The organism is Arthrobacter sp. 05T423, assembly GCF_056396245.1.
Genome location: NZ_JBFTLC010000037.1, coordinates 1 through 23,885, shown reverse-complemented (window position 1 = coordinate 23,885; position 23,885 = coordinate 1). Strand labels below are relative to the sequence as shown.

Genomic DNA, 23,885 nt, shown 5'->3' with positions numbered 1-23,885 from the left:
AAGGTGTGCCCGCTGAAGATGAACCCACCCTGGACCCGGCCGCGCCCGAGTCCCCGCCGCGCGAGCTCCGCTTTGCCTACGTCGCCGGCGTGACGCCGGGGAAGTGGATCCGGCGCTGGGAGGAACGGATGCCGCACGTTCCCCTGCGGTCGTTCATGTCCGACGGCGGCTCGCAGCTTTCCGTGTTGCACGACGGTTCGGCGGACCTTAGCTTTGTCCGCCTCCCGGTGGAGCGCGAAGGCCTGAACGTCATCCCGCTGTACGAGGAACAGCCCGTGGTGGTGGCGCCCAAGGGCCACGAAATCACTGTGTTCGAGGACGTGGCGCTAGAGGACCTGGGGGAGGAAACCTTCCTCGACGCCGACGAACTGGGCGGCCCGGAAACGGCCCTGCAGGTGGTGGCGTCGGGCGCGGGCCTGCTGATACTTCCCATGTCCGTGGCGCGGCATTTCAACACCAAGGACACAGTGGCCCGCCGCCTGACGGGGGCACCGGGGACAGAGATAGCGCTGGCCTGGCCCAGCGACGCCACGGACGAGATCATTGAAGAGTTCATCGGCATTGTCCGCGGCCGTACTGCGCAGAGCTCACGGCAGCCGTCCGCCCGGCAGGAGAAACCGAAGAAGGCACCCAAGCCGGACCGCCGCGGCAGCGGCGCCGGGGCCGGCGGCCAGAAGCCGAAAGTCGCCCAGCGCTACACCCCCAACCCGGACAAGGGGAAGGGCCGCGGCTCGCGGAAGAAGGGCAAGCGGTAGCCAGTGGCCGTGATGCCCCAGTGCCCGTGGTGACGGGTCCACGCTCAAAAGGGTTCCCGTTCACCCCTGCGGTTGGACCACCCCGGCGGCTCCCTGAGCCGGGACGGCGCCCTGGCCCGGCAGTCGCGGAGGTGCGCCATCAGTGCCCGCTCCGGGCTTCCGGGGTTCTCGCCGAGACGCCGCAGCAGCGCCATCCGGACATCCACGTCGGTGGCCTCGTCATTGAGGACGTGGGTAATGACGCCCATGATCTGGCGCCGAAGACCTTCCTCCTGCATGGGACCACGCTCCTTTGCTCCTGGTGCAGTGTGCCCCGGGCCTGTTGTGATTAGCCGCGGGTGCCGCCAGCTGCGGGGCGTATGGGGTGGCCAAACCTAGGAGGTTCCGCCCGCGCGGTTGGCTGCGGGAGCTGATTTGAGGGTGGGGCCACAGGGTAGCCCGTGCTTTCCACAGGCGCGCCTTGGCACACTGATGGCACCTGGTCGGCCGGACTCCCAGCCAACAGCCGGCCAGGCCGCCGGGCCCGGCAGCGCACCCCCTGTTACTGCCGGCCCGGCGGCACCATGGCGACGGCGGCCCTCCCACCTATTCAGGTGGGACATGCGCCCCCGGGCTCAGCTTCCCAAGGTTTTCTGGAGTGGCACCGCGCACCATGACTGTGTTTCCACCATTTGGCCGGCGCCAGCGCCGTCGCCGAGGCCATCACAACCAGTCTGGGAGGACGTCATGGCAACAGCACGAAGGGACGTGTTGAAATTGAGCTTGTTGGGCGGCGCCGTCGCCGTCACGGCATCAAACGGAGGGCCTGCGCTCGCGGGTGTTCCGGCCAAGCACGGCGCGGATGACGCCGCCTCGACCTCAGGGGCAGCCACCACGCCTAGCAGGCTCGCCGCGAAGAACATGCCGGTCCCCTACACGCGAACATTTGTCCGGCCGCCGGAATTGGTTCCGTATTCGACCGGGCGCGACGCGGACGGGAAGCCTTTTGCGAAGTATTCACTGACGCAGAAGTTGGGGAAGGCGAACTTCGTCCCGGGGTTGTCAACGACTTTGGCGGGGTATAACGGGATTTTTCCGGGTCCGACCATCCGGGTTCCGCAGGGCACCCGGTCCGAGGTGCGGATCAGCAACCGGATGCCCGCGAAGAGCCTGCTGGACGCGGCCCCGTTTAATTCGGTCACGCACCTGCACGGCTCCGCCTCTTTGCCGCAGTACGACGGGTACGCCAATGACCGCACCGCGCCGGGCAACGTAAAGAATTACCAGTACCCGAACTGGCAGACCGGGAGGACGCTCTGGTACCACGACCATAACCACCTGTATACGGCCCAGGGCGTGTACTCAGGGCTCGCCGCGTTCTATGCGCTCACGGACCAGTACGAGCAGGCGCAGCTGCCGCAGGGTGAGTTCGATGTGCCGGTCATGGTCTCGGATGCCATGTTCAATGCGGACGGGTCCCTTGGCTACAACGACAACGGCCACGCGGGCCTGTGGGGTGACGTCATCATGGTCAACGGTGTTCCGTGGCCCACCATGGAGGTCAAGCCCCGGATTTACCGGTTCCGGTTCCTGGTCGGCTCGATCACCCGCTCCTACCGCTTCGCCCTCTCCAACGGCGACCCGTTTTATGTCGTCGGCACGGACTGCGGCATGGTTCCCAAGGTCCAGGCCGTGCCGTCCTGGCGGCAGGGCACCGCCGAACGGTACGAGGTGCTCATCGACTTCCGCAAGTACAAGCCGGGACAGACCGTGGAGCTGCGGAACCTCAGCAACAAGAACAACGTCAACTTCGCCAACACCGGCAAGGTCATGAAGTTCCAGGTCGTGGCCGATTCCCCCGCCCAGGCCGGGTCCCGGACCCTCAGTTCCATCCCCACCACGCTGGATAACGGCGGCTCTCCACGAAAGGCCAAGGGCGGGCTGGACCCGATGTCCCTGACCCCGGACATGGCCGTGGCCAAACGGGTCATGCGCGTCCAGCGCCAAGGCGGGGAATGGACCATCAACGGTGAAACCTGGGACGACGTCGAAAAATCCGGATTCATGCGCACCTTCGGGAACCCCCAGCGGGACCAGGTGGAACAGTGGACCATCGTGAACGAGTCCGGCGGCTGGTTCCATCCCCTGCACATCCACCTGATCGACGGCAAGATCATCGGCCGGAACACCAACGGCGGCAAGCCCTTCGCCTGGGAGGCTGGCGCCAAGGACGTCTTCTACACCGGCGAAAACGAATCGGTTACGGTCCTGATGCAGTTCGACACCGGCGAGCACGAGGGCGGCCGGTACATGGTGCACTGCCACAACCTCGTGCACGAAGACCACGACATGATGATCCAGTTCGCAGTCGGAGACCCGCGCAACAACGACCCCATCACCGCCGACAGGCCCGTACTGGAAACCAGGCCCGAGGGGTATTTCGCCTCGAAGTACAAACTGGCCTACCCGGCGGGGACGTGACATGAAAAGGACGCTCCTGATCGCGCCGGCGGTGCTGCTGGCCTTCTCCCTGGCCGGCTGCACCGGCGGTATCCAGTCCAGTCCGGCAGCCAACCCGGCGCCCACCCCGCCCGCAAGCAGCCCCGCCAGCACCACGGACGCCGCGGACCGGGTCCTGACGCAGTCCGAGGACGGGCTCGACCTGGGCAATAGCAGGCCCGTTGTCAGCTACGACGGCCTCATGGTCCGCCGCAGGGTGGTGATCGCCGTGCACACAGGACTGGACGCCGACGTCGCCGGTATCCGCAAGCGGCTGGACGCCGCCGCCGCAGCGCGGGGCACTGCCCTGTCCGCCGTCTCGCCTGATGTGCTCGAACCCGCTGTGCTGCAGCAGATGGTCCCCGAGGTCATCGTGGCCCTTCCGCCAACAGCCACTTCCGACGACGGACGCACCATTGTGCGGGCAGTCACCGAAGAGGACACCAGCAAACTGGGCGTGAAGAACTTCTATGTCCTGCCCGTCCTGGTGCACGACCTGCGCTTCAGCGTTGCCACGGCCGACCCCGCCGCAGTGTCGGCCGCGGTGGACAGGGAGGGCATAGTCTCCGACGCGCTCGGGAACTACGACACTGTGGCACAGGGCGGGCAGCTCACCATCAGTTACACGGGCCCCCTGCTCGGCGACGAAACCGTCGAGAGCGTCCGTGAAGGCATCGGCCGGCAGGCGCACACTCCCACTGCCGACGTGAGCGTAGGTCCCCGGTCCGCGTCCGGAACCGGCGTGGACATGGCCGCCGAACCGCCCTGGGATGCGGAACAGCTCGAAGGCCAGGCAATACACGCGCACACGGAATGACACGCTAAATCCAAACCGGAAACGGCGCGGACAGGAACGATAGGAGCAAAACAGTGAGGAGCATGTCCAGCCCCACCATCCGGGACGTTGCCGAACGGGCCGGGGTCTCGCTGACGACGGTGTCCTACGTGCTGTCCGGCAGGAGCGGGGGCACCACCCGGATCAGCCCGTCCACGCAGGAACGCGTCATGGCCGCCGTCGACGATCTTGGCTACGTGCCCAACCAGGCGGCCCGGGGCATGCGCCGCGGCAAGACGGACCTGGTGGCCATCGCCATTGAGGACCTGGAGTGGCCGCCCGACCGGGCCCTGGCCACGGCCGCCGCCGCGATACTTCCGCGGCACGGCTACCAGCCGGTCATCCTGCTCGGTCAGTCGTGGCGGCAGTTCATGCTGGCCGGCGGTGCCGACGGCGTCATCGTGGGCGTCCTCCCCACCAGCGAGGAAGAGGACCACGCCATCGCTGAACTGGCCAGGCGCGGGATCGCACAGGTGGTCATCTCCGAATCCGTCCACGCCGAACAGGCCGTCGCGCTGCTGATGGACCGGATCGCGGGCTACGCTGCTGCCCAGGCCGCGGCGGCTCCCGCCTCGTGGAAGCGCCTCAGCGGAAATGCCATGCTCGGCGGTGGTGCGCTGCAGCTGCTGAACGAGGTGCTGTCCGCCGTCGGTGTTTTTGCCGAGCAGCTGCCCGGCTTCTAATGGCCCGGCGGAGGCAGCTGGCCCGGTGAGGGCAACCGCGTAACAATCGGCCTGGCCCTGCCCGCATTCGCCGCAAGGGGCGGGCGGCGTTGGCCGCCACGGCTGTGTCATTGCACTGTCACCGTCCGTAGCTCGCCGCAACATCGGCCAGCATTCCCAGCCCGTTTCTGTCGCCATGCGTCATCCGGTGTCGCCGGAAGACGCCCGCGCTTACGCCCTGTTTCCTTTCGGGTCCTCCCGCGTCCCGGAGCCGCATGCCGCCGCTCCGGCCGGCAGGTTACGCCGCGTTTCCCCTCGTGACCGCGCCCTTCAAGCGGTGGTCCATCTCTGCTCTCATGGTGGACACCAAACGCCTTGAACGACCTGCTGAAGGGAAGCACACCATGACCTCCGGAATCGGGCCGATACCGAAAATCAGCCTTCAAAACATCACCAAGAAGTTCACAGTGCGGCCCAGCAAGGACAACCCGGAAGGGGCAGTCCTGACCGCCCTGGACGGCATCTCCCTTGACGTCTCCACAGGCGAATTCATCACCCTGGTGGGCCCCAGCGGCTCCGGCAAGACCACCCTCCTGGACCTCTTGGCGGGGCTGACCAAACCGGACACCGGCCAGGTGCTGGTGGACGGCAGGGAAGTCACCGGTCCCGGCCGGGACCGCGCCGTCGTATTCCAGCAATACGCGCTGTTCCCCTGGCGTACGGCGGCAGCCAACGTGTCCTTCGGCCTGGAAGGCACCGGCAGCGACGGGAAGCGCTACACCGGCAAGGAACGGGCGGAGAAAGCCCGCGAATACCTCGAGCTCGTGGGCCTCGGTGGATTTGCAGACCGGTACCCGCACGAGTTGTCCGGCGGGATGAAGCAGCGTGTGGCCATTGCCCGCAGCCTGGCCTACGAGCCGGACATCCTGCTGATGGACGAACCCTTCGCTGCCCTGGACGCCCAGACGCGCGAGCAGCTCCAAACCGAACTGCTCCGCATCTGGGCCGCCACGGGCAAGACCATCATCTTCATCACTCACGGCATCGACGAGGCCGTCTACCTGGGCCAGCGCGTGGCCGTGCTCAGCTCCCGGCCGGGACGGCTGAAGGAAATCGTGGACATCGGCCTCGGCGACCGTTCCGGTGACGAGGACGTCCGCTCGAACCCCGCCTTCGTGGAACACCGGCACAAGGTCTGGTCGCTTCTGCACGACGAGGTACGCCGTGCCCAGGAAGCCGGGCACGCAAAGATCCAGCCCGACGGAACGGCGCCGGATGAAACCAGGACCACCACCACCGGAAAGGCAGCCTGATGAGCACGCCAACACTGACCGAGGACGCGAAAACGGAAACGCCGCCCGGTGCCGCGGCGGCTGCCTTGGAGGCACCGACGGGGGCCAATCCGGCGCTGCGTCCTGGACCGGGCAGCACACCGGCAGCCAAGCTGCGCCTGCGCGCCCTGCAGGCCGGCAAGGCCGTGTGGGGCGCCGGGGCGATCATTCTTTTCCTGCTGCTCTGGGAACTGGGACCCACCTACCTCGCCCCGGCATCGACGCGGGTGTTCCTTCCGCCCCTGCATGTGGTGCTCGAGGCACTGGGATCACTCATCGCCAACGGCCAGCTGCAGAACCACCTCGCGGCCAGCCTGAGCCGCTCCGCGAGCGGCTTCGGCATCGCCGTGCTGACGGCCGTGGCCCTGGGACTGCTCGTGGCCTGGTACGCCGCCCTTGACCGCTTCCTCAACCCGCTGCTGGAAGTCTTCAGGAATACGGCCGCACTGGCCCTGCTCCCGGTGTTCACGCTGCTGCTGGGTATCGGGGAGACGTCCAAGATCAGCATCGTGGCCTACGCGGCGTTCTTCCCGGTGCTGCTGAACACCATCGCCGGGGTCCGGACGGTGGACCCGCTGCTGATCCGTGCCGCCCGCTCACTGGGGCTGTCCAACTTCCAGCTGTTCCAGAAGGTGATCCTTCCCTCCGCCGTGCCCACCATCTTCACCGGCATCCGGATGGCTGGCACCTCCTCCATCCTGGTCCTGATCGCCGCCGAGATGGTCGGGGCCAAGGCCGGCCTCGGCTACCTGATCGTCAATTCCCAGATGAGCTTCCTCATCCCGGACATGTACGCGGGCATCCTGACCGTGTCCCTGCTCGGCCTGCTGGTCAACTACCTGCTGGTCGCCGTCGAACGCCATTTCTCCCGCTGGCGGACCGCCGTCGGCTCGCGCACCGCCTAGAACCGCATCCTCCTGCAACCCACAAGGAACCAGATCCCATGCCTGAACGCACCCCAGTCAAAGCCGGCGACGGCGGCGCACGCCAACTCCACCTGAATGCCTTCCTGATGAGCACCGGACACCATGAGGCGTCCTGGCGGCTGCCCGAAAGCGACAGCTTCGCCGGCACCCAGGTGGCACATTTCCAGCGGCTTGCCCGCACCGCCGAACGCGGCACGTTCGACTCGATCTTCTTCGCCGACTCGCCCGTGCTGCATGGCGACGTGCGCCAGCGCCCCTACGGGACGCTCGAGCCCACCGTCCTGCTCAGTGCCATCGCCGCCGTGACCAAGCGGATCGGGCTGATCGCCACCGCCTCCACCACCTACAACGACCCCTACAACCTGGCGCGCCGGTTCGCTTCGCTGGACCACATCAGCGGCGGCCGGGCCGGCTGGAACGTGGTGACAACGGCCGGCGAGGCCGCGGCGCGGAACTTCTCCCTGGAGGACCAGCCCGCGCACTTTCGCCGCTATGAGCGCGCCGCCGAGTTCCTCGACGCCGCCAGGAAGCTCTGGGACAGCTGGGAGGACGACGCCGCGGTGGGGGACAAGGGCGCCGGGGTCTGGGCGGACAGCTCCCGCGTCCACACCGTCAACCACGCCGGCCGCTACTTCCGGATCCAGGGCCCGCTGGACGTGCCGCGCCCGCCGCAGGGCCACCCCGTGATCGTCCAGGCCGGTTCCTCGGAGGACGGCAAGGACTTCGCCGCGCGCTATGCCGAGGCGGTGTTCACCGCGCAGCAGACGCTGGCGGAGGCCCAGCGCTTCTATGCCGACCTCAAGCGGAAGACGGCCGCCGTGGGCCGCAACCCGGATCACATCAAGATCCTTCCCGGCATTGTGCCGGTGATCGGCTCCACTGTGCACGAGGCGCGGCGGCTGGAGAAGCAGCTCGATGAGCTCATCCACCCCGAGCACGCGCGGAAGCAGCTGGCGGGCGTGTTGCGGGTCTCGCCGGAATCCCTCCCGCTGGATGCGCAGCTGCCCGAGGACCTCCCCTCCGAGGACGCGATTGAGGGCGCCAAGAGCCGGTACACGCTGATTGTGGAACTCGCCCGGCGCGAACGGCTCACCGTCCGGCAGCTCATCGGCAGGCTGGGAGGCGGCCGCGGGCACCGCACCTTCTCCGGAACGCCCGAGCAGGTGGCGGACGCCATCCAGGAGTGGTTTGAGAAGGGCGCGGCGGACGGCTTCAACATCATGCCGCCGGTGCTGCCGTCGGGACTGGACGCCTTCGTGGACCACGTCATTCCGATCCTGCGGTCCCGGGGACTGTTCCGCCGGCACTACACGGGGAATACGCTGCGTGAGCACTACGGCCTGCCCCGGGCCGCCAGCGTGTTCGCCGCTGCGGGCTCCGCTGAGCCGGCGGCTTAGTTCTCCAGCTGCTCCTGAAGAGGCCTGCGGGCCAGCCAGGCAGCGACGATGGCGCCCGAGATGTTGTGCCAGAGGGAGAACACGGCGGACGGCAGGGCGGCCAGCGGGGTGAAGTGTGCGGTGGCCAGCGTCGCCGCCAGGCCGGAGTTCTGCATGCCCACCTCGAACGCGAGGGCCCTGCGCGCCTTGTCGTCCAGGCGGCCCAGCTTGCCGGCCAGGTAGCCGAGGCCGAGGCCGAAGCCGTTGTGCAGCACCACGGCTAGGAACACAATGCCGCCGGCAGCCAGGATCTTGCTGGCGCTTCCCGCCACCACCACCGCCACGATGAGGGAAATTACGACGGCGGATGCCCAGGGCAGCGCCGGCAGCGCCTTGGCGACGAGGTTCTTGAGGAACAGCCGGGCCAGCAGGCCCGCGATCACGGGGAGCAGGACGGTCTTGACGATGTCCAGCATCATGCCGCCGGCGTCGATGGTCAGGAAGGAACCGGCCAGGAACAGCACCAGGACGGGCGTGACCACCGGGGCGATGAGCGTCGAAACGCTGGCGACGGCCACGGACAGGGCAACATCGCCCTTGGCCAGGAACGCCATCACGTTGGAGGCGGTGCCTGAGGGCGCGCAGCCCACGAGGATCAGCCCCACTGCCAGCGCAGGCTCCAGGTGGAGGAGGGTGGCGATCGCCCAGCCGGCGCCGGGCATGATCACGTAGTGCGCCACGATGCCGAGCACCACTGCCCAGGGCCTGCGCGCGACCGCCGTGAAGTCGGGCGGCGTCAGCGTCAGGCCCATGCAGAACATGATGATTCCCAGCAGGTACGGGACCGCCGTGCCCAACGGTTTGAAGGCGCCGGGAAGCAGGAATCCTGCCACGCCAGCGGCGAGCACCAGAAGGGGGAAGACGGTCACCGCGACGCGCGCAATTCTGGCTTCCGCGGCGAGGGCCGGGTTCAGGGGCGCGTCGGCTTCCGCGGCCGGGGAAGCGGATACGGGGTTTTTTGTTGCCTCAAGCATTCAATAATGCTGGCACCGCAGGGGCCCTACGGCCCAGTTCGTGAACTGATGTCTGACAAATGTGTCGTGATGGTGAAATTTCTCCGCGCCACGGCGGGACCCCGGTGGCTCCCGGTGCGATACTGGATTGCACTGGATCGGGATTCAAGGGGACGGGATGATCCTAGACACGGCCACACTGCGGGTCGCCTTCGCGGCTATGGCCCTGATTCTGGCGCTGCTGTTCTACTTTTCCACTTTCCGCAGCACCCGCTCGCCCTACAGCGCGTGGTGGTGCGCCGCCCTGCTCCTGTTCCTCTCCGGCTCGGCGTCCTTTCTCCTCAACGGCACGCCGCAGCAGGTCTGGGCCAATCCGCTGGGCAACGTCCTGCTGGTGTCCGGCGCTGCCGGGGTGTGGGCCGGGGCGCGCTCCCTGCGGAACCTGAGGCACAACCTGTGGCTGTCCGTTGCACTGCCGGTCCTCGCCGGCGCCGCGGCGGCTCTCGACAGTCCGGGATCCAATACCTGGGCAGGCGGTGGCGTCTTCCTGGCGTCGATGGCCGTGCTCATCGGCCTGGCGTCGCACGAGCTGTGGCGGCTGGAACCCGGCTACTCCCGGGTGAGGATCCCCATGGCCATCGCGGCGGGCGGGGTGGCCTTCTTCTACCTGTGCCGTCTGGCGGTGTTCCTCATCGAAGGGCCAGACGGTCCCGTCTTTGCCACCTATTTCGGATCGGCGGTGACCACCATGGTCACCATGGTGCTGCTGGTGGTGGTGTCCTTCAGCATGGCGGGCCTGAGCACCGAGCAGCAGACACGGGCGCTGCGGACGGTCGCTACCCAGGACGGGCTCACGGGCCTTCTCAACCGCGGCGCCTTCCTGGAAGCAGCGGCCGAAGAGCTGGACCGCAGCAAGGCCGCCAACAGCGGAGGCTCACTGATCCTGGCGGACCTGGACCACTTCAAGTCGGTCAACGACACCTTCGGCCATGCGGCCGGTGATCTTGCGCTCCAGGCCTTTGCCGAGGCGTGCGGCGCGTCGGCCCGGTCCACGGACCTTGCCGGGCGCTACGGGGGTGAGGAGTTCATCCTCCTGCTCCCCGGTGCCGGCCCGAAGAGCGCGGAAATCATCGCGGCCGAAATCAGCAGGAGGCTGGCGGAACAGCACATTCCGGAGTTGCTGCGGATGCCGACCGTCAGCTACGGCATTTCCATCTACAACGCGGAAACCGCCGACCTCGACGAAGTGATCGCCGCTGCCGACGTCGCGCTGTATGAAGCGAAGTCACAGGGGCGGAACCGCACGGTCAGGGGCTAAACGGGTCGGTGGTTGTCTGTCCCTGCTGCCGGCAGGCACCGGATCCGGAATGCATGGGGGACAAGCCGGATCCGGCGATCCTGACTCGCAGCCGGAGACTGCGGTCTTTCATCAGGCATAGCCAGTGTGTTCCGCCATCCTTGGAGAAAGGTGGGGGCACCTTGGGATAGCCGTGTTCCGCCGCCCCCAAGGCAGCGGAACACGGCGGTTTGTTTAGCCCTGCTTAGGCCGCGCGCACGAAGGTGACGGGGCCCGTGGCGGTGAGCCAGGACAGCGGGTGGGCCATGGTGGCGTTGATGCCGTTCATGCCGCCGCTGACGACCTTGCCGCCGCCGGCGTAGATGGCCACGTGGCCGGACTGGACCACCATGTCGCCGGGCTGCGGGGTGGAGACGACCTTGCCGTAGCTCAGGAACTGCATCGGCGCGAGGTCACCCACATGGATTCCGGCGGCGCCGAGGGCCTTTTCCACCATGGCGGTGCAGTCCTGCGTGATGCCGATCTGGGCGTAGGCTGACGCCAGCATCGCGGCGTTGACGCCCGCCGCCGCCTTCACGGGCGTCTTCGGGGCGGGAGCCGCGGCCTTGACTGTGATCTTCGGTGCGGGTGCGGCCGGCGCAGCTGCAGCCTTGGGAGCCGCGGCAGGTGCCACGGGTGCGGCGGCAGGTGCCGCTGCCTTCTTCGCGGCCGGCTTGACGGCAGGCTTTGCGAAGACGGGCGCTGCCGCCACGGGAGCCGGCGCCGACTTGACCGCGGGGCGTTCGAACTCGATCTTGACGCTGGAGGCAGCGTTCAGGGGTACCTGAGTCTGGTTGGCCGTCACAGCGGCGGCCGGAGCCTTCGTCTGCTGGGCCGGAGCGTTGGCGGCATTGGCTGCGACGCTGCCGGTGAAGGCGAGGCCGGATGCTGCAAGGATGGCCGCAGCACGGCGGCCAGAAATAAAGCGGAACGACATGAAGAAGCCTCTCCCGGTGCCTGCGAGGTGAGCTGTCGGATTCGGATGGGAGGCACCCGGCCGCTGTCCTGAGCGTGGTCAGGAACTGCGCGGCTTCACCCCAAGGCCCGCTTCAAGCGGGCCGAAAAGTGGTTTCCCCGTCTCTGCCGGACATGGGTAATCGAATGGTTCCTCGGGCTGCGGCAGAGTTAGGCAATCAGCGCGGGAGTGCCTCCTCGGTGAAAAAGGCACGTTTTCCACCGTACGGGAGGCTTCGCCCAATGTCACATTAAGGTAACGGGGCCGTGTCGTTCATGTCCCGTTGGCCCACGTCATGTATGGAATTAGGCATTGATTGGTGTGTCGAACCTCACTCTCCTGTCTCTAGCCTGCCAGCACTCTATTTCTTGGTCTGGCGGTAGCGCTCGATCTGCCTCAGCCGCCGCAGGAGGCTGTCGCGCCGCGGGTGGGGGACGGCGTCGGGCGCCTCTGCGGTGAGGTCGATGTGCTTAGTGCCGTACTGCCACAGCAGGAGGTCATCCAGCAGGCGGTCCGGGCCGGGGGAGTAGCGGTGGTCAAGGGCCCTGCGGACCTCGGTGATCCGGTTGGCGCTGAGTAGTCCAGCGAGTTGGACGGTCTGCTTGAGTCCGTGGGCCGCCAGGAGTTCGGCCGCCCATCCCCAGTCATCATCTACTTTCCGGTCCACATGGGGGAGCAGGGCGCGCCAGACATCGCGGATGCGGTTGGGCGTGAGCTGCGCCGCGCCCTCGCCCTCCATGTCCCAGTAGCTGCGGACCTCCTCGTACCGTTCGTGCAGGTCGGCGAAGGCGGTCTCCACGGTCTCCAGCATGGCGGCGGTGGCCGTGAACTGGCGGTCGAAGTGCGGCGTCCACGCCCGCGGGTCCTCGGCCTTGAACCGGATGTCGTGCTCGATCTCGCTCCAGGCGTGCGCGAACACGGTGCGGATCTGGCATTCGAAGAAGTAGCTGCCGTTGGGCTGGACCTCGGGGTTGAAGACCTGCTGGTAGTTCTTCACCACGTCGTTCTGGATGGTGCGCAGGATCAGGTGCCGGCTGGAATAACCGTAGGTTCCGGATTCGATGGAGCCGATGTCCTTTTCGCGGTCCCCCCGGCAGTCGAAGAGGTGCCGCTGGCGTTTGATCAGGTTGGCCACCATGGCATTTTCAGCCGGCAGCTTGGTGATGACGCGGACGCCCACCATGTCGTTGAGGGTGCGGAACGGGTCCGGGAATTTCAGCAGCCGCTGCCCGCCCTCTTCCAGCGGTTCGTCGGTCCGGGAGATCTTTTCCCGGAAGGAGTCCACCGATTTGGTCCGGCCGGTCACGAACAGCGGGGTGACCTCGGTGTCCTTGAGCATGCTCCGCAGTATCTGCATGGTCTCCCGGGTGACCAGCTTCAGGGCAGGCCGGACGCGCTCATAGAGTTCCACGTTTTCCTGCACGGAGTCGCGCTGAGTGACGTCCAGGCGATCCCAGTTGCTTGCCATGCCTCCAAACTATCAAGACGGTGCGCAGCAGCGCCGGTGACACCCGCGCCACTGCAGCCCCTTCCGCCCCACGGAAGCGGCGTCCCTGTAGGCTCGGCACATGGCTGTTGTGCGCCGTCGTGCCCTGCAACCCCGGATGCCGGGAACACGGGAGGCGGCAAGGAGGGGCCCGGCGCCCTGTCCGAAGGATCCAAGGAGGATGCAGTGAAGCGGCAGAAGTACCACTACGGTGAGCACCCCAGCCAATGGGGCGAGCTCTTCCTGCCGGAAACACCCGCTGCTCGCAACGGCAAGCCGCCTTCCCCGCGCGGCATCGTAGTGGTGATCCACGGAGGCTACTGGCGCTCGCAGTACGGCGCCGAGCTGGGTGAGCCGGTGGCGAAAGACCTTGCGGCGCACGGCATCGTGGCCTGGAACCTGGAGTACCGGCGGGCGGGTGACGGCGGCGGCTGGCCGCGGACATTTGAGGATGTCCTCGCCGGTATCGACAAGCTCCGTGAGGTGGCCGGCGAGCACGACCTTGACCTGAACCGCGTGGTGGCGCTGGGGCACTCGGCCGGCGGACACCTGGCCGTCTGGGCAGCCGGAAGGGACCGGCTTGCCGCACTTGGTACGGCGGACGCCGACCGGCAGGTCGCCAGGAACCTGAACGGTGAGGCCGTCCACCTGACCGGCGTGGTCAGCCAGTCCGGGCTGCTCAACCTCGCGCAGGCGGAATGGCTAGACCTCAGCAACGGCGCCGTCAGCAACTTACTGGGCGGATCTGCCGAAAGGTACCCCAAGCGCCACAAATACGCCGACCCGATGAGTGCCGTCCCGCTCGCCATCCCGGTCTACGCGGTTCACGGGCTCGAGGACGACACCGTGCCGGTGAGCCAGTCCGAGGCCTACGCCACGGCCGCCCGCGCAGCCGGAGCCCCGGTCCAGGTGGTCAAGGTCCCCGGCGACCATTTCGCGCTGATCGACCCGAAGGCACCGTCCTACCGGAAATGCCGTGAGCTGGTGCAGGAGCTGCTGCAGCTCTAGGCGTCCGCCTGGACGGGGAACTCCTCCGACGTCCGTTCGTTGCACTGGTGTGGGCTGAGCCGGGACATGCACTCCGGCGGTAAGTATGCTTATCATCAACCGCGAACACTGCAGCCGTCACAACGGAGGGACCTTGCCTTGTCTGATCTCACTGCCATCGCCCCGATCTGCACGCTTACGCCGCCGCCGGAACCCTCCAGCAGCGAACTCATGGCCGCCCGTACCCGGCCGATGAGTAGGGCTCAGCCGATGAGCAGGATGCAGCCGCCGGGGAGCGGCCGGGAGGCCCTGCGCCCCGCGATGCGGACGCCGGTTGCTCGTGGCACCGGCATGGGGGACTCTTGTAGTTGGGGGATAGTCAGCACATTTCGATCATGGGTTTCACTAGGAGATACACATGGGTGAGCCCGGTAGGAAGCGGACGGCGTGATCCGGCTCCGCAAATTGGCGCGCGCCGCGTCTGTCCTGACAACTCCCCTCGCCCCGGAGGATATCCTCGCGCTTTTTGACCCGGTGTTCTCGGCCCGGCAGCTGCGCGGCGTGGTCACCAAGGTTGTCCCCGAGACAGCGGATTCAGCCACGATCCATTTCCGGCCCGGCCGCGGCTGGAAGGCCCATAAGGCCGGCCAGTGGGCGCGGATCGGCGTGGAGCTCGACGGCGTCCGGCACTGGCGTTCCTATTCTCTGAGTGCCCCGGCAGGCGAGGATCCCGCCATCACCGTGAGCGACATGGGTGCCGTGTCCGGTGTCCTGGTCCGCAACACCCGGCCAGGCGACGTCCTGTTCCTGGCGCCCCCGCAGGGCGACTTTGTGCTCCCCGAACACCCCCGGCCGCTCCTGATGCTCACCGCCGGCAGCGGCATCACCCCCGTGATGTCCATGGTCCGCACGCTCGTGCCGCACCGTCCCGACGCCGATGTGGTGCTGATCCATTCCGCCCGCAGGCCGGAGGACAGCATTTTCCGCGAGGAACTGTCCGAGCTCGCGGACCAGTTTCCCAACTTCCGCGTCAACCACTGGTACACGGGGGAAGGCGGCCGGGTGGACTTCGGCACGGCCGCCGCACTGGACACCCTGTGCCCCGACTGGCGCCGCCGCGCCGCCTACGCCTGCGGCCCGGAAGGGTTCCTCGACGACGCGGAGGCCCTGTGGGCCGCCGAGGCGGCCGCCCATTCCAAGGACCCCAAGTCATCACGCACAAGCGCGGCCACGGGCCCCTTCGCCGCGGACCCGGTCAACCTCATCATCGAACGCTTCAACACCAGCCTGCTGGGGGGTGTTGGGCACGACGGCGGCCTGGTCACCTTTGAGGCCTCTGACCGCGAGGTGGAGGCCGACGGCGATACCCCCCTTCTCGACGTCGGCGAAGACGCCGGCGTCCTCATGCCCAGCGGCTGCCGCATGGGCATCTGCCATAGCTGCCTGCTGCCCCTGCGTGCAGGGCAGGTCCGGGACCTGCGAACCGGCGAAGTCCACGGTGAGCCGGGCCAACTAATCCAGACGTGCGTTTCGGCAGCTGCCGGACCCGTTAACCTCGACATCTGAGGAGCATCACCAGCATGACTGCAATATCTGATCGCACAGCCGCGACTGCAACGTCCACCGAGAAGCCAGCCCCGAAACCGCGGCCGGGGGCCCTGGCCACCTCCGGCAGGCCGGCCGTGCGCCCGCCGGCCGCAGCTCACCTTTCCGACGAGCAGGTGGCCGAGCTCGGCCGTGAGCTGGACGCCATCAAGGATGAGATTCTCGCCAAGCGCGGGGCCTCCGACGCCGCCTACATCCGCCGGGTGATCAAGATCCAGCGCGGACTGGAGATCACCGGCAGGGCAGCCCTGCTGGCCGGCCGCAATAAGGCCGCCTGGGTCACCGGCACCAGCCTGCTCAGCCTGGCCAAGATCCTCGAAAACATGGAGATCGGCCACAACATCCTGCACGGCCAGTGGGACTGGATGCGCGATCCGGACATCCACTCCACCACCTGGGAATGGGACTTCGTAACCCCGGCGCGCTCCTGGCAGCACACCCACAACGACCTGCACCACCGCTGGACCAACGTGGTGGGCAAGGACAACGACGTCGGATACAACCTGCTGCGCATGGACGAGGACCAGCCCTGGACCCCCCGCGCCCTGGGCAACCCGCTGTACAACGCGATCCTCGCCCCGATCTTCGAATGGGGCATTGCCGTCTACGACCTCGAGCTCGTCGAATACAAGGAGGGCAAGAAGAGCAAGGAGGACATGGCCCGGGACCTCAAGGCCCTCGGCATCAAGGCCCTCAAACAGTTCACCAAGGACTACGCCGCCACCCCGGCGGTGGCCATGCTGACCGGGTCGGGCAAGCAGGCCCTCCTCGGCACGCTCACCGCCAACGCCGTCCGCAACGTCTGGGCCCACGCCGTGATCTTCTGCGGTCACTTCCCTGAGGGGACTGACACCTTCACCGAGGAAATGGTCGAGGGCGAGACCCGCGGCGACTGGTATGTCCGGCAGATGATCGGCTCGGCCAACATCTCCGGCTCCAAGTTCATGCACATCATGACCGGCAACCTCTCCCACCAGATCGAACACCACCTGTTCCCGGACCTGCCGTCCAACCGGTACGGGGAAGTGGCGCCGAAGGTGCAGGAAATCTGCCGGCGCTACGGCCTGCCGTACACCACCGGGCCGCTGCTGAAGCAGGTGGGGTCCTCCTGGGCGAAGGTCTTCAAGCTCGCCCTGCCGGGGAAGAAGGCTTAACCCGCCGCGGGGCACCCGAGCGCCGGGCGGCGTTCTCTGGCAGAGTATGACCATGCTCACTGTTATCGGCGAGGCCCTCGTTGACGTGGTCCAGCGCAGCTCCGGAATCGAAGCCCATGTGGGCGGCAGCCCGCTCAACGTCGCCGTCGGGCTCGCCCGCCTGGGGCATCCGGTGCAGTTCGTCGGCCGGTACGGCCGGGACGCCTACGGCGAGTCGGTGGCCGCCCATCTGAGGGCGAGTTCCGTCATGCTCCCGCAGGCCCCGGACGGGCTGCCCACCAGCGTGGCCACCGCGCTGGTGGACGATGACGGCGCCGCCACCTACACGTTCGACCTCGCCTGGGAGCTCCCCGGCCTGGCGGAACGGCTGCCGTTCATGCTGCAGGGAACCACACTGCTGCACACCGGTTCCATCGCCACCATGCTGGCGCCCGGCGCCGCGGAGGTGCTGGCCGCCGTCGAACATGCCCACCCGGCGTCGACCATCAGCTTTGACCCCAACTGCCGCCCCAGCATCATCACGGACGCCGAATATGCCCGCCGGCAGGCGGAAAAGTTTGTGACCCTCTCGGACGTCGTCAAGGCCTCCGACGAGGACCTCGCCTGGCTCTACCCCGGCGTGGACCCGCTGGAGTCCGCGCGCCGCTGGCTGACGCTTGGCGGGGCGGAAGGTCCGGCCATGGTGGTGGTGACGCGCGGCGCCGGGGGGCCGTGGGGGATCACCGCCGCGGGCGAGGCCGAGTTTGCCGCACCCCGCGTGGAGGTCGCGGACACCGTGGGTGCAGGGGATTCCTTCATGGCCGCGCTGCTTTCCGGTGTGGTGGACCGCGGCCTGGACGGCGCCCAGAACCGGGCGGACCTGCGGGCGCTCCCGGCAGCGGGGCTTACCGCCCTCCTCGCCCATGCCTCCCGCGCCGCAGCAGTGACCGTCTCCCGAGCCGGCGCCAATCCGCCCACCCGGGCTGAGATCAACCGCGTCGAAGCAGCAGCAGAGGAAGCCGAAGTTCCCACCACCTGAGGAGCAGCCATGACATCGCCGGGCCCGTTTTCCAACCTGCCGGACGTCCCCGCGTTCGCGCTCACCAGCCGGTCCTTCGAGGACGGCGGGACCCTGCCGCCGCCGCAGCGCAGCGGAAGGATGCACGCCGGCGGCGCCGACGAGTCCCCGCAGCTGAGCTGGAGCGGGGCGCCGGACGGAACCCGGAGCTACGCCGTCACAGTGTTTGATCCGGACGCGCCGGGCGCCGGCGGGTTCTGGCACTGGGCGGTCCTGAACCTCACCGCCGACACCACCTCCCTGGCGGAAGGCGCCGGGGCCGAGGGCGGCCCGCAGCTCCCGCCTGGCGCCGTGCAGCTGAAGAACGACGCCGGCTTCCGCGGCTACCTGGGGGCGGCCCCGCCGCCGGGACACGGCAGGCACCGCTACATCGTCACGGTCTACGCGCTGGATGCCGAGGAGCTGCCGGGCGGTGCAGGGGCGAAGCCTGCCGGACTGGGTTCCGAACTCGCCCGTCATTTGCTGGGCACGGCCACGCTCACCGGGGTCTTCGAGCGCTAACCCAGACGGCCATTCTCAAGGCGCTTGATTGACCAGGGAGGCGGCCAGTGCGGCGTCCGCCTCCTTCAAAACTTTCGATGCGACTTCGAGGCCCTCGATGCGGCCGAGTTCGACATCTTCGTGTTCGATGTTGACGAGCATGTCGGGGTCCACTTCGTGGAGGGCGCGCAGGAATTCGGTCCAGTAGGCGGTGTCGTGGCCCTTGCCGAGGGCGACGAAGTCCCAAGCGGCGGGCTTGGGCCATTCGTTGGCCCATTCGTCGCCGCCGAGGTTGGTGCGGTTCTCCTCGGGGGAGAGCCGGCGGAAGCGGTTGTCGAGGACGCCGTAGACGGCGGCGGTGTCTTTGTTGACGCGCACGTCCTTGGCTGCGGCGTGGAAGACCAGGGGCCCGAGTTCGCGGACCACGGCCACCGGGTCCATCTGCTGCCAGAACAGGTGGGAGGCATCGAGTTCCACGCCCACGTGGGTGGCGCCGGTCATTTCGACCAGCCTGTACATGTCGGCGGGGTTGAAGACGAGGTTCTGCGGGTGCAGTTCCAGGGCGACTTTTACGTCGAGGTCGGCGGCGAGTCGGTCCGTTTCCTTCCAGAACTTTGCGGCGACGCCCCACTGGTAGTCCAGCACGTCCAGTGCTGCGGAGTTCCAGGCGTTGACGATCCAGTTCGGCACGGTGGCTCCGGGTTCCCCGCCGGGGAGGCCGGACATGGTGACTACGCGGTTCTGTCCGAGACGGTGGGCCAGGCGGATGGAGCGGCGGATGTCCTCGGCGTGCTTGTCGCCGATCACGCGGTTGGGGTGCAGCGGGTTGCCGTTGCAGTTCAGTCCCGCGATGGAGACGCCGGTGCCTTCGAAGATCGCCAGGTAGTCATCGCGCGCGGCTTCGCTTTCGAGGATGTCGTCGAAGGTGGGGACGTGCACCGCGGGCAGGAACCCGCCGGAGTTGATTTCGATGCCCGTCAGGCCCAGGTCGGCGACGACCTTCAGGGCCTCGGGCAGCGGGCGGTCGTGCAGTATCGCGTTGTAGACGCCAAGCTTCATAGCGTGATCTTCTTTCCGTCGTTCAGGGCTGATTCGGTGACCGCGGCGAGCAGTTCCATGTTGCGGACGCCTTCGTCGAAGGTGGCGCAGCGCGGCAGGGATTCGACTTCGCTGAGGCCTGCGACCTCTTCGAGGAACGCACGCGACTGGTAGGCGAAGGCGTCGTTCTGGCCGAAGCCAACCTCGGGGGCGTCCATGGCCAGGCCGCCGGCGATGTAGGGGTGGCCCGGGCCGAGGATGACCTGGCGGTAACCGTTCTCGTGGCCGGAGCCGTCGTTGAGGAACAGCTGGATCTCTGCAGGGCGGCGCTGGTCGAACTTTGCGGAGCCGTTCTCGCAGAAGACCTCGAAGTTTAGGCTGTTGGCGTGGCCCGCTGCGACGCGGGAGACTTCGAAGCTGCCGGCGCCGTTTTCGAATTCGGCGGAGAAGGCTGCGTAGTCGTCGTTCTCCACGGCCTCGTAGGTGTCGCTGACGGCGGCGTGGTCGTGTCCGATGACGGCGCCCAGCGGCAGGGGGCGCATGTCGATCGCCGTGCTGAGGCGGCCGCCACTGATGGACTTGATGTCGCCACAGAGGAACTCGGAAACGTATGCCAGGTGGCTTCCGACGTCGGCCAGCGCGCCGGAGCCGGGACCGCCCTTGTAGCGCCAGCTCATGGGCGCATCCGGGCTGAAGCCGTAGTCAGTCCAGTAGCGGCCGCTGAAGTGCAGCACCTTGCCCAGGGTTCCGTTCCGGATGAGGTCGCGGATGTACGCGATGCCCGGGGTGCGGCGGAAGGTGAAGCCGATGCGCGCGATCGAGGAGGCGTTCCGGGCCGCGTGGGCCATGGCCCGTGCGTCCTCCAGCGTGTCGCTCAACGGCTTCTCGCACAGGACGTGCTTGCCGGCGGCAAGGAGGCCCTCCACTACCTCCCGGTGCAGCGAGTTGGCGATGACCACGCTGACGATGTCGATGTCATCAGCCCCGGCGATGGCCTGCCATGAGGTGTCGTTGCGCTCGTAGCCGAAGCGCCGTGCGGCGAGGGAGCCGAACTCCGCATTCACGTCCCCGATGGAGACCAACCGGATCGGCGGGAGGACCGGGTTGTACAGGGCGGAGGCGGTGCGGAAGGCGGCGGCGTGGGCCTTGCCGGCCATGCCCGCCCCGATGACGGCTACGCCGAGATCTCTGGGCATTGGTTTTCTCCTTTGAAACGGGCTTTGCGGGACTCAGCCGCTGTGACGTGGGACGCAAATGGAGCGCTCCACAAAACGATAGAGGTGAGACTTTGTCCTGTCAATATTCCAAAAGGGTCGGCATATGAGTGACAATTGCAGGGTGACCCAGGAGACCGGCAAACGCCCGAACATTTACGACGTCGCCTCCGCGGCCGGGGTGTCGAAATCCCTGGTTTCGTTGGTCCTGCGCGGTGCGCCCGGCGTCTCGGCCGCCCGCCGGGCCGCCGTGGAGGAAGCGATCGAACGGCTGAACTACCGACCGAGCCGGGCGGCAGCAACGCTGGCCGGCAACCGGTCCCGGACCATCGGCGTCGTTCTGGATGACTACCGGAACCTCTGGTTCGTCGGCCTGCTGGGCGGGCTGCACGATGAACTCGCCCCCCTAGGCTTCCGCGTGGCAGTAGCCGACCCCTCCTTTAACGCCCATCTGGACCGGACGCCGGTGGACGGCCTTATGTCGTTGCGGGTGGACGGCATAGTGATCGCGACCGAGCCCACGGAGGCGATGTTCGCCGCCGTCGACGTACCTGCGGTAGTGGCAGGCAACCGCGACCTCGTTGTCCCGGGAGCGGATATGGTCGCCAATGACGACGAGGCCGGCGGCCGCCTGGCCACCGGGCATTTGATCGGGCTGGGGCACAGGGAAATCGGGCATGTGACCGGCGGGGGAGGGGCCGCCCGTCTGCGGGCTCAGGGGTTCGAGTCCGCGATGCGCGCACACGGGCTGCGGCCGGACATCGCGCAGGGCCACGGGCTGACGATGGAGCCGGACGGCTACGAGGGCGCGCTGAAGCTGCTGGATCAAAACCCCGGGCTCACGGCGATTTTTGCTGCCAACGATGTGATGGCGATGGGTGTGGCGGGCGCGGCGCGGGATCGCGGCAGGCGGATTCCGGAGGATCTGTCCCTGATCGGTTACGACAATTCGCCGCTTGCGTCAGCGAACCTGCTGCGCCTGACCACCATCGACGGCCGGAACGGCGAGGTGGGTGCCGGGGCTGCGAAGGCCCTGCTGGACCGCATGAGGGATCCGGAACTGCCGGTCCGGACGAAGCTTGTGGACCCGGAGCTGGTGGTCAGGGGTTCGGCGGCGCCCCCGGCCTGAGTAGCCGCAGGCAAAGCGGTGCCCCCGCCTGAATTACACGGGCGGGGGCATCGTCGTCCTTCAGGTTAGAGCGCACCTTGCGTGCTGGTGCCCGCGGGAATTGCGGCCAGCCGGGTCACTTCCACCGGCTCCTCCAGGAGCCCCTCGAGTGAGGCGTTCAGGCGCTTGACGGCGTCGCCGGCGCCGTGGGCGTCGAGGAGTTCGGCGCTCTCCCACTTTTCGATCATGACGATCTGGCCGTTCGGGGCTTCGTGGATGGCGTACAGTTCGCAGCCCGGCTCCTCGTGGACCTCCGCGATGGCGGGGGAGAGGGCGGCTACGACGTCAGCGAAGGCACCTTCCTTGGGCGTGAACATGGCGGTGACAACTACGGTCATGGGTTTTCCTTTTCCTTATTTGGTTGCGGACTTGCTGGTGGCGAGGCGGGCCGGTGCCGCGCAGCTGCTGCGCGGCACGAAATCCGCCTTGACTTCGATGGTCTTGGCGCCGACGGGAAGCCGGCCCTGCATCCGTCCGAGGACGAGTTCAAGGGAATGCACCGCGAGCATGCCGATCGGCTGCCGGATCACGCTGAGCGGGGGGCTTGTCAGTTCGGTCCACGGGTTGTCGTCAAAGACGATAACCGACAGGTCCTCGGGTATCCGCACGCCCATCTGGACGAGGCGCCGGACCGAGCTTTGCACCTGGGCGGTATTGCCGACGATCAGTCCGGTGGGGGCATCCGGGGACGCGAGGAGGGACCCGACGGCGTCGCCCCCGCCATCGCCGCGGAAGGGAACGTCCCTGACCAGCATGGGGTCGGGCGTGATCGCGGCACTGTCGAGGGCGGCCCGGTAGCCGCCGATCCGGGAACGCCCGGTTGACGTGTTTGCGGGGCCGGTGATGAGGGCGATCCGCTCGTGGCCCAGGGCGATGAGGTGCTCGGTTGCGCGCCGGGCTGAGTCGGAGTTTTCGATGCTGACGACGTCGACGTCGCTGAGGTCCTCAATGGTGCGGTCGACGAAAACCACGTTCACCCCGAGGTCCCGCAGGCGGTCCCATTTCTCGACATTTCCGCCCGTTGGTGTTGCGATGACGCCGCCCACCGAACGGTCAAGGAGCGTGTCCAGGGATTCGGCCTCAAGGTGCGGGTCCTCCTGAGTGGTCATGACCACAACCTGAACGCCATGGCTGCGGGCCTCCCAGACCACACGGTCGGCCAGTTGGGCGAAGAACGGGTTGGCGAGGTCCGTGACCACCAGGCCAACGGTGAGGGTGTGGCCCGCGCTGAGTTCGCGCGCCGCAGCGCGGGGACGGTACCCGAGTTCACTGATGACATTCAGGACCTGTTCGCGCTTGGCCGGCGCCACCGGGCCGGAGTCGGGGTTGAGCACCCGCGACACCACGGACACCGAGACTCCCGCCGCTGCCGCCACGTCGCGGATAGTGGGCGCCTTCTTCAATGCTCCTCCTAGCGGCCGGCGCAGTTCACCGACTCATGTTGACACAGCTTAACACTGACTGGTACAAAAGTGGAACCGGTTCCACTCGGTAACCCAGATCACAGCAACTGCGACGAAGAGGTGCTCCACCCCCAGGGTGGACGGCTATCTCTCTTCGGTCGGACATCCAATAAGAGAGATCCCCATGAACCTTCACAAGCTTCTGAGCGACCGCGAGAACCAGGGCCGTCCCATCCGCGTGGGCCTCATCGGAGCCGGCCGGTACGGCACCATGTACCTCGCCCAGGCAAACAACATCCCGGGCATCCATGTTGTGGCCATCGCTGACATCAACGTGAAGCGGGCGGAAGGCGCATTCGAGCTGGTCGGCTGGCCCCGGAACCAGATCGCGCCGGACATCAGCACCGCACTGGCGAACCGTTCCACCACCATCGTGGCTAACGCCGATGAACTGTTTGACGTGGACATCGACGTCATCGTTGAAGCGACCGGCAACCCGATCGTGGGCGTGAAGCACGCACTCCGCGCGATCGAAACCAAGAAGCACATCATTATGGTCACGGTCGAGGCCGACGCCCTGGCCGGACCGGCCCTCGCCAAGCGCGCGGAAGAGGCCGGCGTCGTGT

General features: G+C 67.4%; 23 protein-coding genes and 1 riboswitch. Of the genes, 15 read left to right on the top strand and 8 right to left on the bottom strand.

The genetic code is table 11. The features are described 5' to 3' along the window. Window positions 1-5 precede the first annotated feature (5 nt). The gene (locus AC1DFE_RS20685) at window positions 6-755 is read left to right on the top strand and encodes a LysR family transcriptional regulator substrate-binding protein (RefSeq protein ID WP_476907741.1); all 750 of its coding nucleotides are present in this window, start codon (window positions 6-8) and stop codon (window positions 753-755) included. 44 nt (window positions 756-799) lie between these two features. Here the strand turns inward: AC1DFE_RS20685 and AC1DFE_RS20680 are convergent, their stop codons facing one another. After that, window positions 800-1,033, bottom strand: coding sequence for a hypothetical protein (locus AC1DFE_RS20680; RefSeq protein ID WP_476907740.1), 234 nt, complete (start codon window positions 1,031-1,033; stop codon window positions 800-802). A gap of 448 nt (window positions 1,034-1,481) precedes the next feature. On the opposite strand from AC1DFE_RS20680, the gene AC1DFE_RS20675 reads away from it, so the two are divergent. The 6 genes from AC1DFE_RS20675 (at window position 1,482) to AC1DFE_RS20650 (ending at window position 8,384) form a co-directional block, all read left to right on the top strand. Next, on the top strand, window positions 1,482-3,215 hold the full coding sequence (locus tag AC1DFE_RS20675; RefSeq protein WP_476907739.1) for a multicopper oxidase family protein: 1,734 nt from the start codon (window positions 1,482-1,484) through the stop codon (window positions 3,213-3,215). A 1-nt stretch (window position 3,216) separates the two neighbouring features. Continuing rightward, window positions 3,217-4,050 carry a hypothetical protein gene (locus AC1DFE_RS20670; protein ID WP_476907738.1) on the top strand — a complete coding sequence of 278 codons (834 nt, stop codon included), beginning with the start codon at window positions 3,217-3,219 and terminating at the stop codon, window positions 4,048-4,050. 62 nt (window positions 4,051-4,112) lie between these two features. Next, window positions 4,113-4,751: a LacI family DNA-binding transcriptional regulator gene (locus AC1DFE_RS20665; RefSeq protein WP_476907762.1), complete on the top strand. Its 639-nt coding sequence runs from the start codon at window positions 4,113-4,115 to the stop codon at window positions 4,749-4,751. A gap of 383 nt (window positions 4,752-5,134) precedes the next feature. Then, window positions 5,135-6,043, top strand: coding sequence for an ABC transporter ATP-binding protein (locus AC1DFE_RS20660; protein ID WP_476907737.1), 909 nt, complete (start codon window positions 5,135-5,137; stop codon window positions 6,041-6,043). Further along, window positions 6,043-6,966: an ABC transporter permease gene (locus AC1DFE_RS20655; RefSeq protein WP_476907736.1), complete on the top strand. Its 924-nt coding sequence runs from the start codon at window positions 6,043-6,045 to the stop codon at window positions 6,964-6,966. Before AC1DFE_RS20660 ends, AC1DFE_RS20655 begins: the two co-directional genes overlap by 1 nt. Before the next feature lie 38 nt (window positions 6,967-7,004). Further along, window positions 7,005-8,384, top strand: a complete 1,380-nt coding sequence (locus tag AC1DFE_RS20650) for an LLM class flavin-dependent oxidoreductase (RefSeq protein ID WP_476907735.1) — start codon at window positions 7,005-7,007, stop codon at window positions 8,382-8,384. On the opposite strand, the gene AC1DFE_RS20645 is transcribed toward AC1DFE_RS20650, so the two are convergent. Beyond that, window positions 8,381-9,397: a bile acid:sodium symporter family protein gene (locus tag AC1DFE_RS20645; protein WP_476907734.1), complete on the bottom strand. Its 1,017-nt coding sequence runs from the start codon at window positions 9,395-9,397 to the stop codon at window positions 8,381-8,383. The two genes, AC1DFE_RS20650 and AC1DFE_RS20645, sit on opposite strands and share 4 nt — an antisense overlap. Window positions 9,398-9,554: 157 nt before the next feature. Here AC1DFE_RS20645 and AC1DFE_RS20640 point away from each other — a divergent pair, with 157 nt between their 5' ends. Next, window positions 9,555-10,694 carry a GGDEF domain-containing protein gene (locus tag AC1DFE_RS20640; RefSeq protein WP_476907733.1) on the top strand — a complete coding sequence of 380 codons (1,140 nt, stop codon included), beginning with the start codon at window positions 9,555-9,557 and terminating at the stop codon, window positions 10,692-10,694. A 223-nt stretch (window positions 10,695-10,917) separates the two neighbouring features. On the opposite strand, the gene AC1DFE_RS20635 is transcribed toward AC1DFE_RS20640, so the two are convergent. Further along, complete coding sequence (locus tag AC1DFE_RS20635; protein WP_476907732.1) at window positions 10,918-11,649, bottom strand: NlpC/P60 family protein; 732 nt, start codon at window positions 11,647-11,649, stop codon at window positions 10,918-10,920. 3 nt (window positions 11,650-11,652) lie between these two features. Further along, window positions 11,653-11,818: riboswitch (cyclic di-AMP (ydaO/yuaA leader) on the bottom strand. A 210-nt stretch (window positions 11,819-12,028) separates the two neighbouring features. After that, complete coding sequence (locus AC1DFE_RS20630) at window positions 12,029-13,135, bottom strand: GTP pyrophosphokinase (protein WP_476907731.1); 1,107 nt, start codon at window positions 13,133-13,135, stop codon at window positions 12,029-12,031. A gap of 204 nt (window positions 13,136-13,339) precedes the next feature. Between AC1DFE_RS20630 and AC1DFE_RS20625 the strand changes: the two genes are divergently transcribed. From AC1DFE_RS20625 to AC1DFE_RS20605, 5 genes are all read left to right on the top strand, one after another. Next, window positions 13,340-14,161, top strand: coding sequence for an alpha/beta hydrolase (locus tag AC1DFE_RS20625; protein WP_476907730.1), 822 nt, complete (start codon window positions 13,340-13,342; stop codon window positions 14,159-14,161). 426 nt (window positions 14,162-14,587) lie between these two features. Continuing rightward, window positions 14,588-15,706, top strand: coding sequence for a ferredoxin reductase (locus AC1DFE_RS20620; RefSeq protein ID WP_476907729.1), 1,119 nt, complete (start codon window positions 14,588-14,590; stop codon window positions 15,704-15,706). A gap of 14 nt (window positions 15,707-15,720) precedes the next feature. Then, window positions 15,721-16,899 (top strand): fatty acid desaturase family protein, encoded by a 1,179-nt coding sequence (locus AC1DFE_RS20615; RefSeq protein WP_476907728.1) that lies wholly within the window; start codon window positions 15,721-15,723, stop codon window positions 16,897-16,899. A gap of 52 nt (window positions 16,900-16,951) precedes the next feature. Then, window positions 16,952-17,917, top strand: a complete 966-nt coding sequence (locus tag AC1DFE_RS20610) for a carbohydrate kinase family protein (protein WP_476907727.1) — start codon at window positions 16,952-16,954, stop codon at window positions 17,915-17,917. 9 nt (window positions 17,918-17,926) lie between these two features. Then, the gene (locus AC1DFE_RS20605) at window positions 17,927-18,457 is read left to right on the top strand and encodes a YbhB/YbcL family Raf kinase inhibitor-like protein (RefSeq protein ID WP_476907726.1); all 531 of its coding nucleotides are present in this window, start codon (window positions 17,927-17,929) and stop codon (window positions 18,455-18,457) included. A gap of 15 nt (window positions 18,458-18,472) precedes the next feature. Here the strand turns inward: AC1DFE_RS20605 and AC1DFE_RS20600 are convergent, their stop codons facing one another. Then, window positions 18,473-19,495 (bottom strand): sugar phosphate isomerase/epimerase family protein, encoded by a 1,023-nt coding sequence (locus AC1DFE_RS20600; RefSeq protein WP_476907725.1) that lies wholly within the window; start codon window positions 19,493-19,495, stop codon window positions 18,473-18,475. Continuing rightward, window positions 19,492-20,670 (bottom strand): Gfo/Idh/MocA family protein, encoded by a 1,179-nt coding sequence (locus AC1DFE_RS20595; RefSeq protein WP_476907724.1) that lies wholly within the window; start codon window positions 20,668-20,670, stop codon window positions 19,492-19,494. The genes AC1DFE_RS20600 and AC1DFE_RS20595 overlap by 4 nt, the downstream gene beginning before the upstream one ends. 124 nt (window positions 20,671-20,794) lie before the next feature. Between AC1DFE_RS20595 and AC1DFE_RS20590 the strand changes: the two genes are divergently transcribed. After that, on the top strand, window positions 20,795-21,817 hold the full coding sequence (locus tag AC1DFE_RS20590) for a LacI family DNA-binding transcriptional regulator (RefSeq protein WP_476907723.1): 1,023 nt from the start codon (window positions 20,795-20,797) through the stop codon (window positions 21,815-21,817). Between the two features lie 65 nt (window positions 21,818-21,882). Here AC1DFE_RS20590 and AC1DFE_RS20585 read toward each other — a convergent pair whose 3' ends face one another. Both AC1DFE_RS20585 and AC1DFE_RS20580 read right to left on the bottom strand, forming a co-directional pair. Continuing rightward, complete coding sequence (locus AC1DFE_RS20585) at window positions 21,883-22,194, bottom strand: putative quinol monooxygenase (RefSeq protein WP_476907722.1); 312 nt, start codon at window positions 22,192-22,194, stop codon at window positions 21,883-21,885. A gap of 15 nt (window positions 22,195-22,209) precedes the next feature. After that, on the bottom strand, window positions 22,210-23,259 hold the full coding sequence (locus AC1DFE_RS20580; protein ID WP_476907721.1) for a LacI family DNA-binding transcriptional regulator: 1,050 nt from the start codon (window positions 23,257-23,259) through the stop codon (window positions 22,210-22,212). A gap of 184 nt (window positions 23,260-23,443) precedes the next feature. Here AC1DFE_RS20580 and AC1DFE_RS20575 point away from each other — a divergent pair. Next, window positions 23,444-23,885: Gfo/Idh/MocA family oxidoreductase (locus tag AC1DFE_RS20575; RefSeq protein ID WP_476907720.1), on the top strand; the 442-nt coding region annotated here is incomplete at its 3' end.

Bases quoted from the DNA above. Each gene is read 5' to 3' on its own strand.
- AC1DFE_RS20680 (WP_476907740.1), bottom strand. From the start codon at position 1,033: ATGCAGGAGGAAGGTCTTCGGCGCCAGATCATGGGCGTCATTACCCAC.
- AC1DFE_RS20675 (WP_476907739.1), top strand. From the start codon at position 1,482: ATGGCAACAGCACGAAGGGACGTGTTGAAATTGAGCTTGTTGGGCGGC.
- AC1DFE_RS20670 (WP_476907738.1), top strand. From the start codon at position 3,217: ATGAAAAGGACGCTCCTGATCGCGCCGGCGGTGCTGCTGGCCTTCTCC.
- AC1DFE_RS20665 (WP_476907762.1), top strand. From the start codon at position 4,113: ATGTCCAGCCCCACCATCCGGGACGTTGCCGAACGGGCCGGGGTCTCG.
- AC1DFE_RS20660 (WP_476907737.1), top strand. From the start codon at position 5,135: ATGACCTCCGGAATCGGGCCGATACCGAAAATCAGCCTTCAAAACATC.
- AC1DFE_RS20655 (WP_476907736.1), top strand. From the start codon at position 6,043: ATGAGCACGCCAACACTGACCGAGGACGCGAAAACGGAAACGCCGCCC.
- AC1DFE_RS20650 (WP_476907735.1), top strand. From the start codon at position 7,005: ATGCCTGAACGCACCCCAGTCAAAGCCGGCGACGGCGGCGCACGCCAA.
- AC1DFE_RS20645 (WP_476907734.1), bottom strand. From the start codon at position 9,397: ATGCTTGAGGCAACAAAAAACCCCGTATCCGCTTCCCCGGCCGCGGAA.
- AC1DFE_RS20640 (WP_476907733.1), top strand. From the start codon at position 9,555: ATGATCCTAGACACGGCCACACTGCGGGTCGCCTTCGCGGCTATGGCC.
- AC1DFE_RS20635 (WP_476907732.1), bottom strand. From the start codon at position 11,649: ATGTCGTTCCGCTTTATTTCTGGCCGCCGTGCTGCGGCCATCCTTGCA.
- AC1DFE_RS20630 (WP_476907731.1), bottom strand. From the start codon at position 13,135: ATGGCAAGCAACTGGGATCGCCTGGACGTCACTCAGCGCGACTCCGTG.
- AC1DFE_RS20615 (WP_476907728.1), top strand. From the start codon at position 15,721: ATGACTGCAATATCTGATCGCACAGCCGCGACTGCAACGTCCACCGAG.
- AC1DFE_RS20610 (WP_476907727.1), top strand. From the start codon at position 16,952: ATGCTCACTGTTATCGGCGAGGCCCTCGTTGACGTGGTCCAGCGCAGC.
- AC1DFE_RS20605 (WP_476907726.1), top strand. From the start codon at position 17,927: ATGACATCGCCGGGCCCGTTTTCCAACCTGCCGGACGTCCCCGCGTTC.
- AC1DFE_RS20600 (WP_476907725.1), bottom strand. From the start codon at position 19,495: ATGAAGCTTGGCGTCTACAACGCGATACTGCACGACCGCCCGCTGCCC.
- AC1DFE_RS20595 (WP_476907724.1), bottom strand. From the start codon at position 20,670: ATGCCCAGAGATCTCGGCGTAGCCGTCATCGGGGCGGGCATGGCCGGC.
- AC1DFE_RS20590 (WP_476907723.1), top strand. From the start codon at position 20,795: ATGAGTGACAATTGCAGGGTGACCCAGGAGACCGGCAAACGCCCGAAC.
- AC1DFE_RS20585 (WP_476907722.1), bottom strand. From the start codon at position 22,194: ATGACCGTAGTTGTCACCGCCATGTTCACGCCCAAGGAAGGTGCCTTC.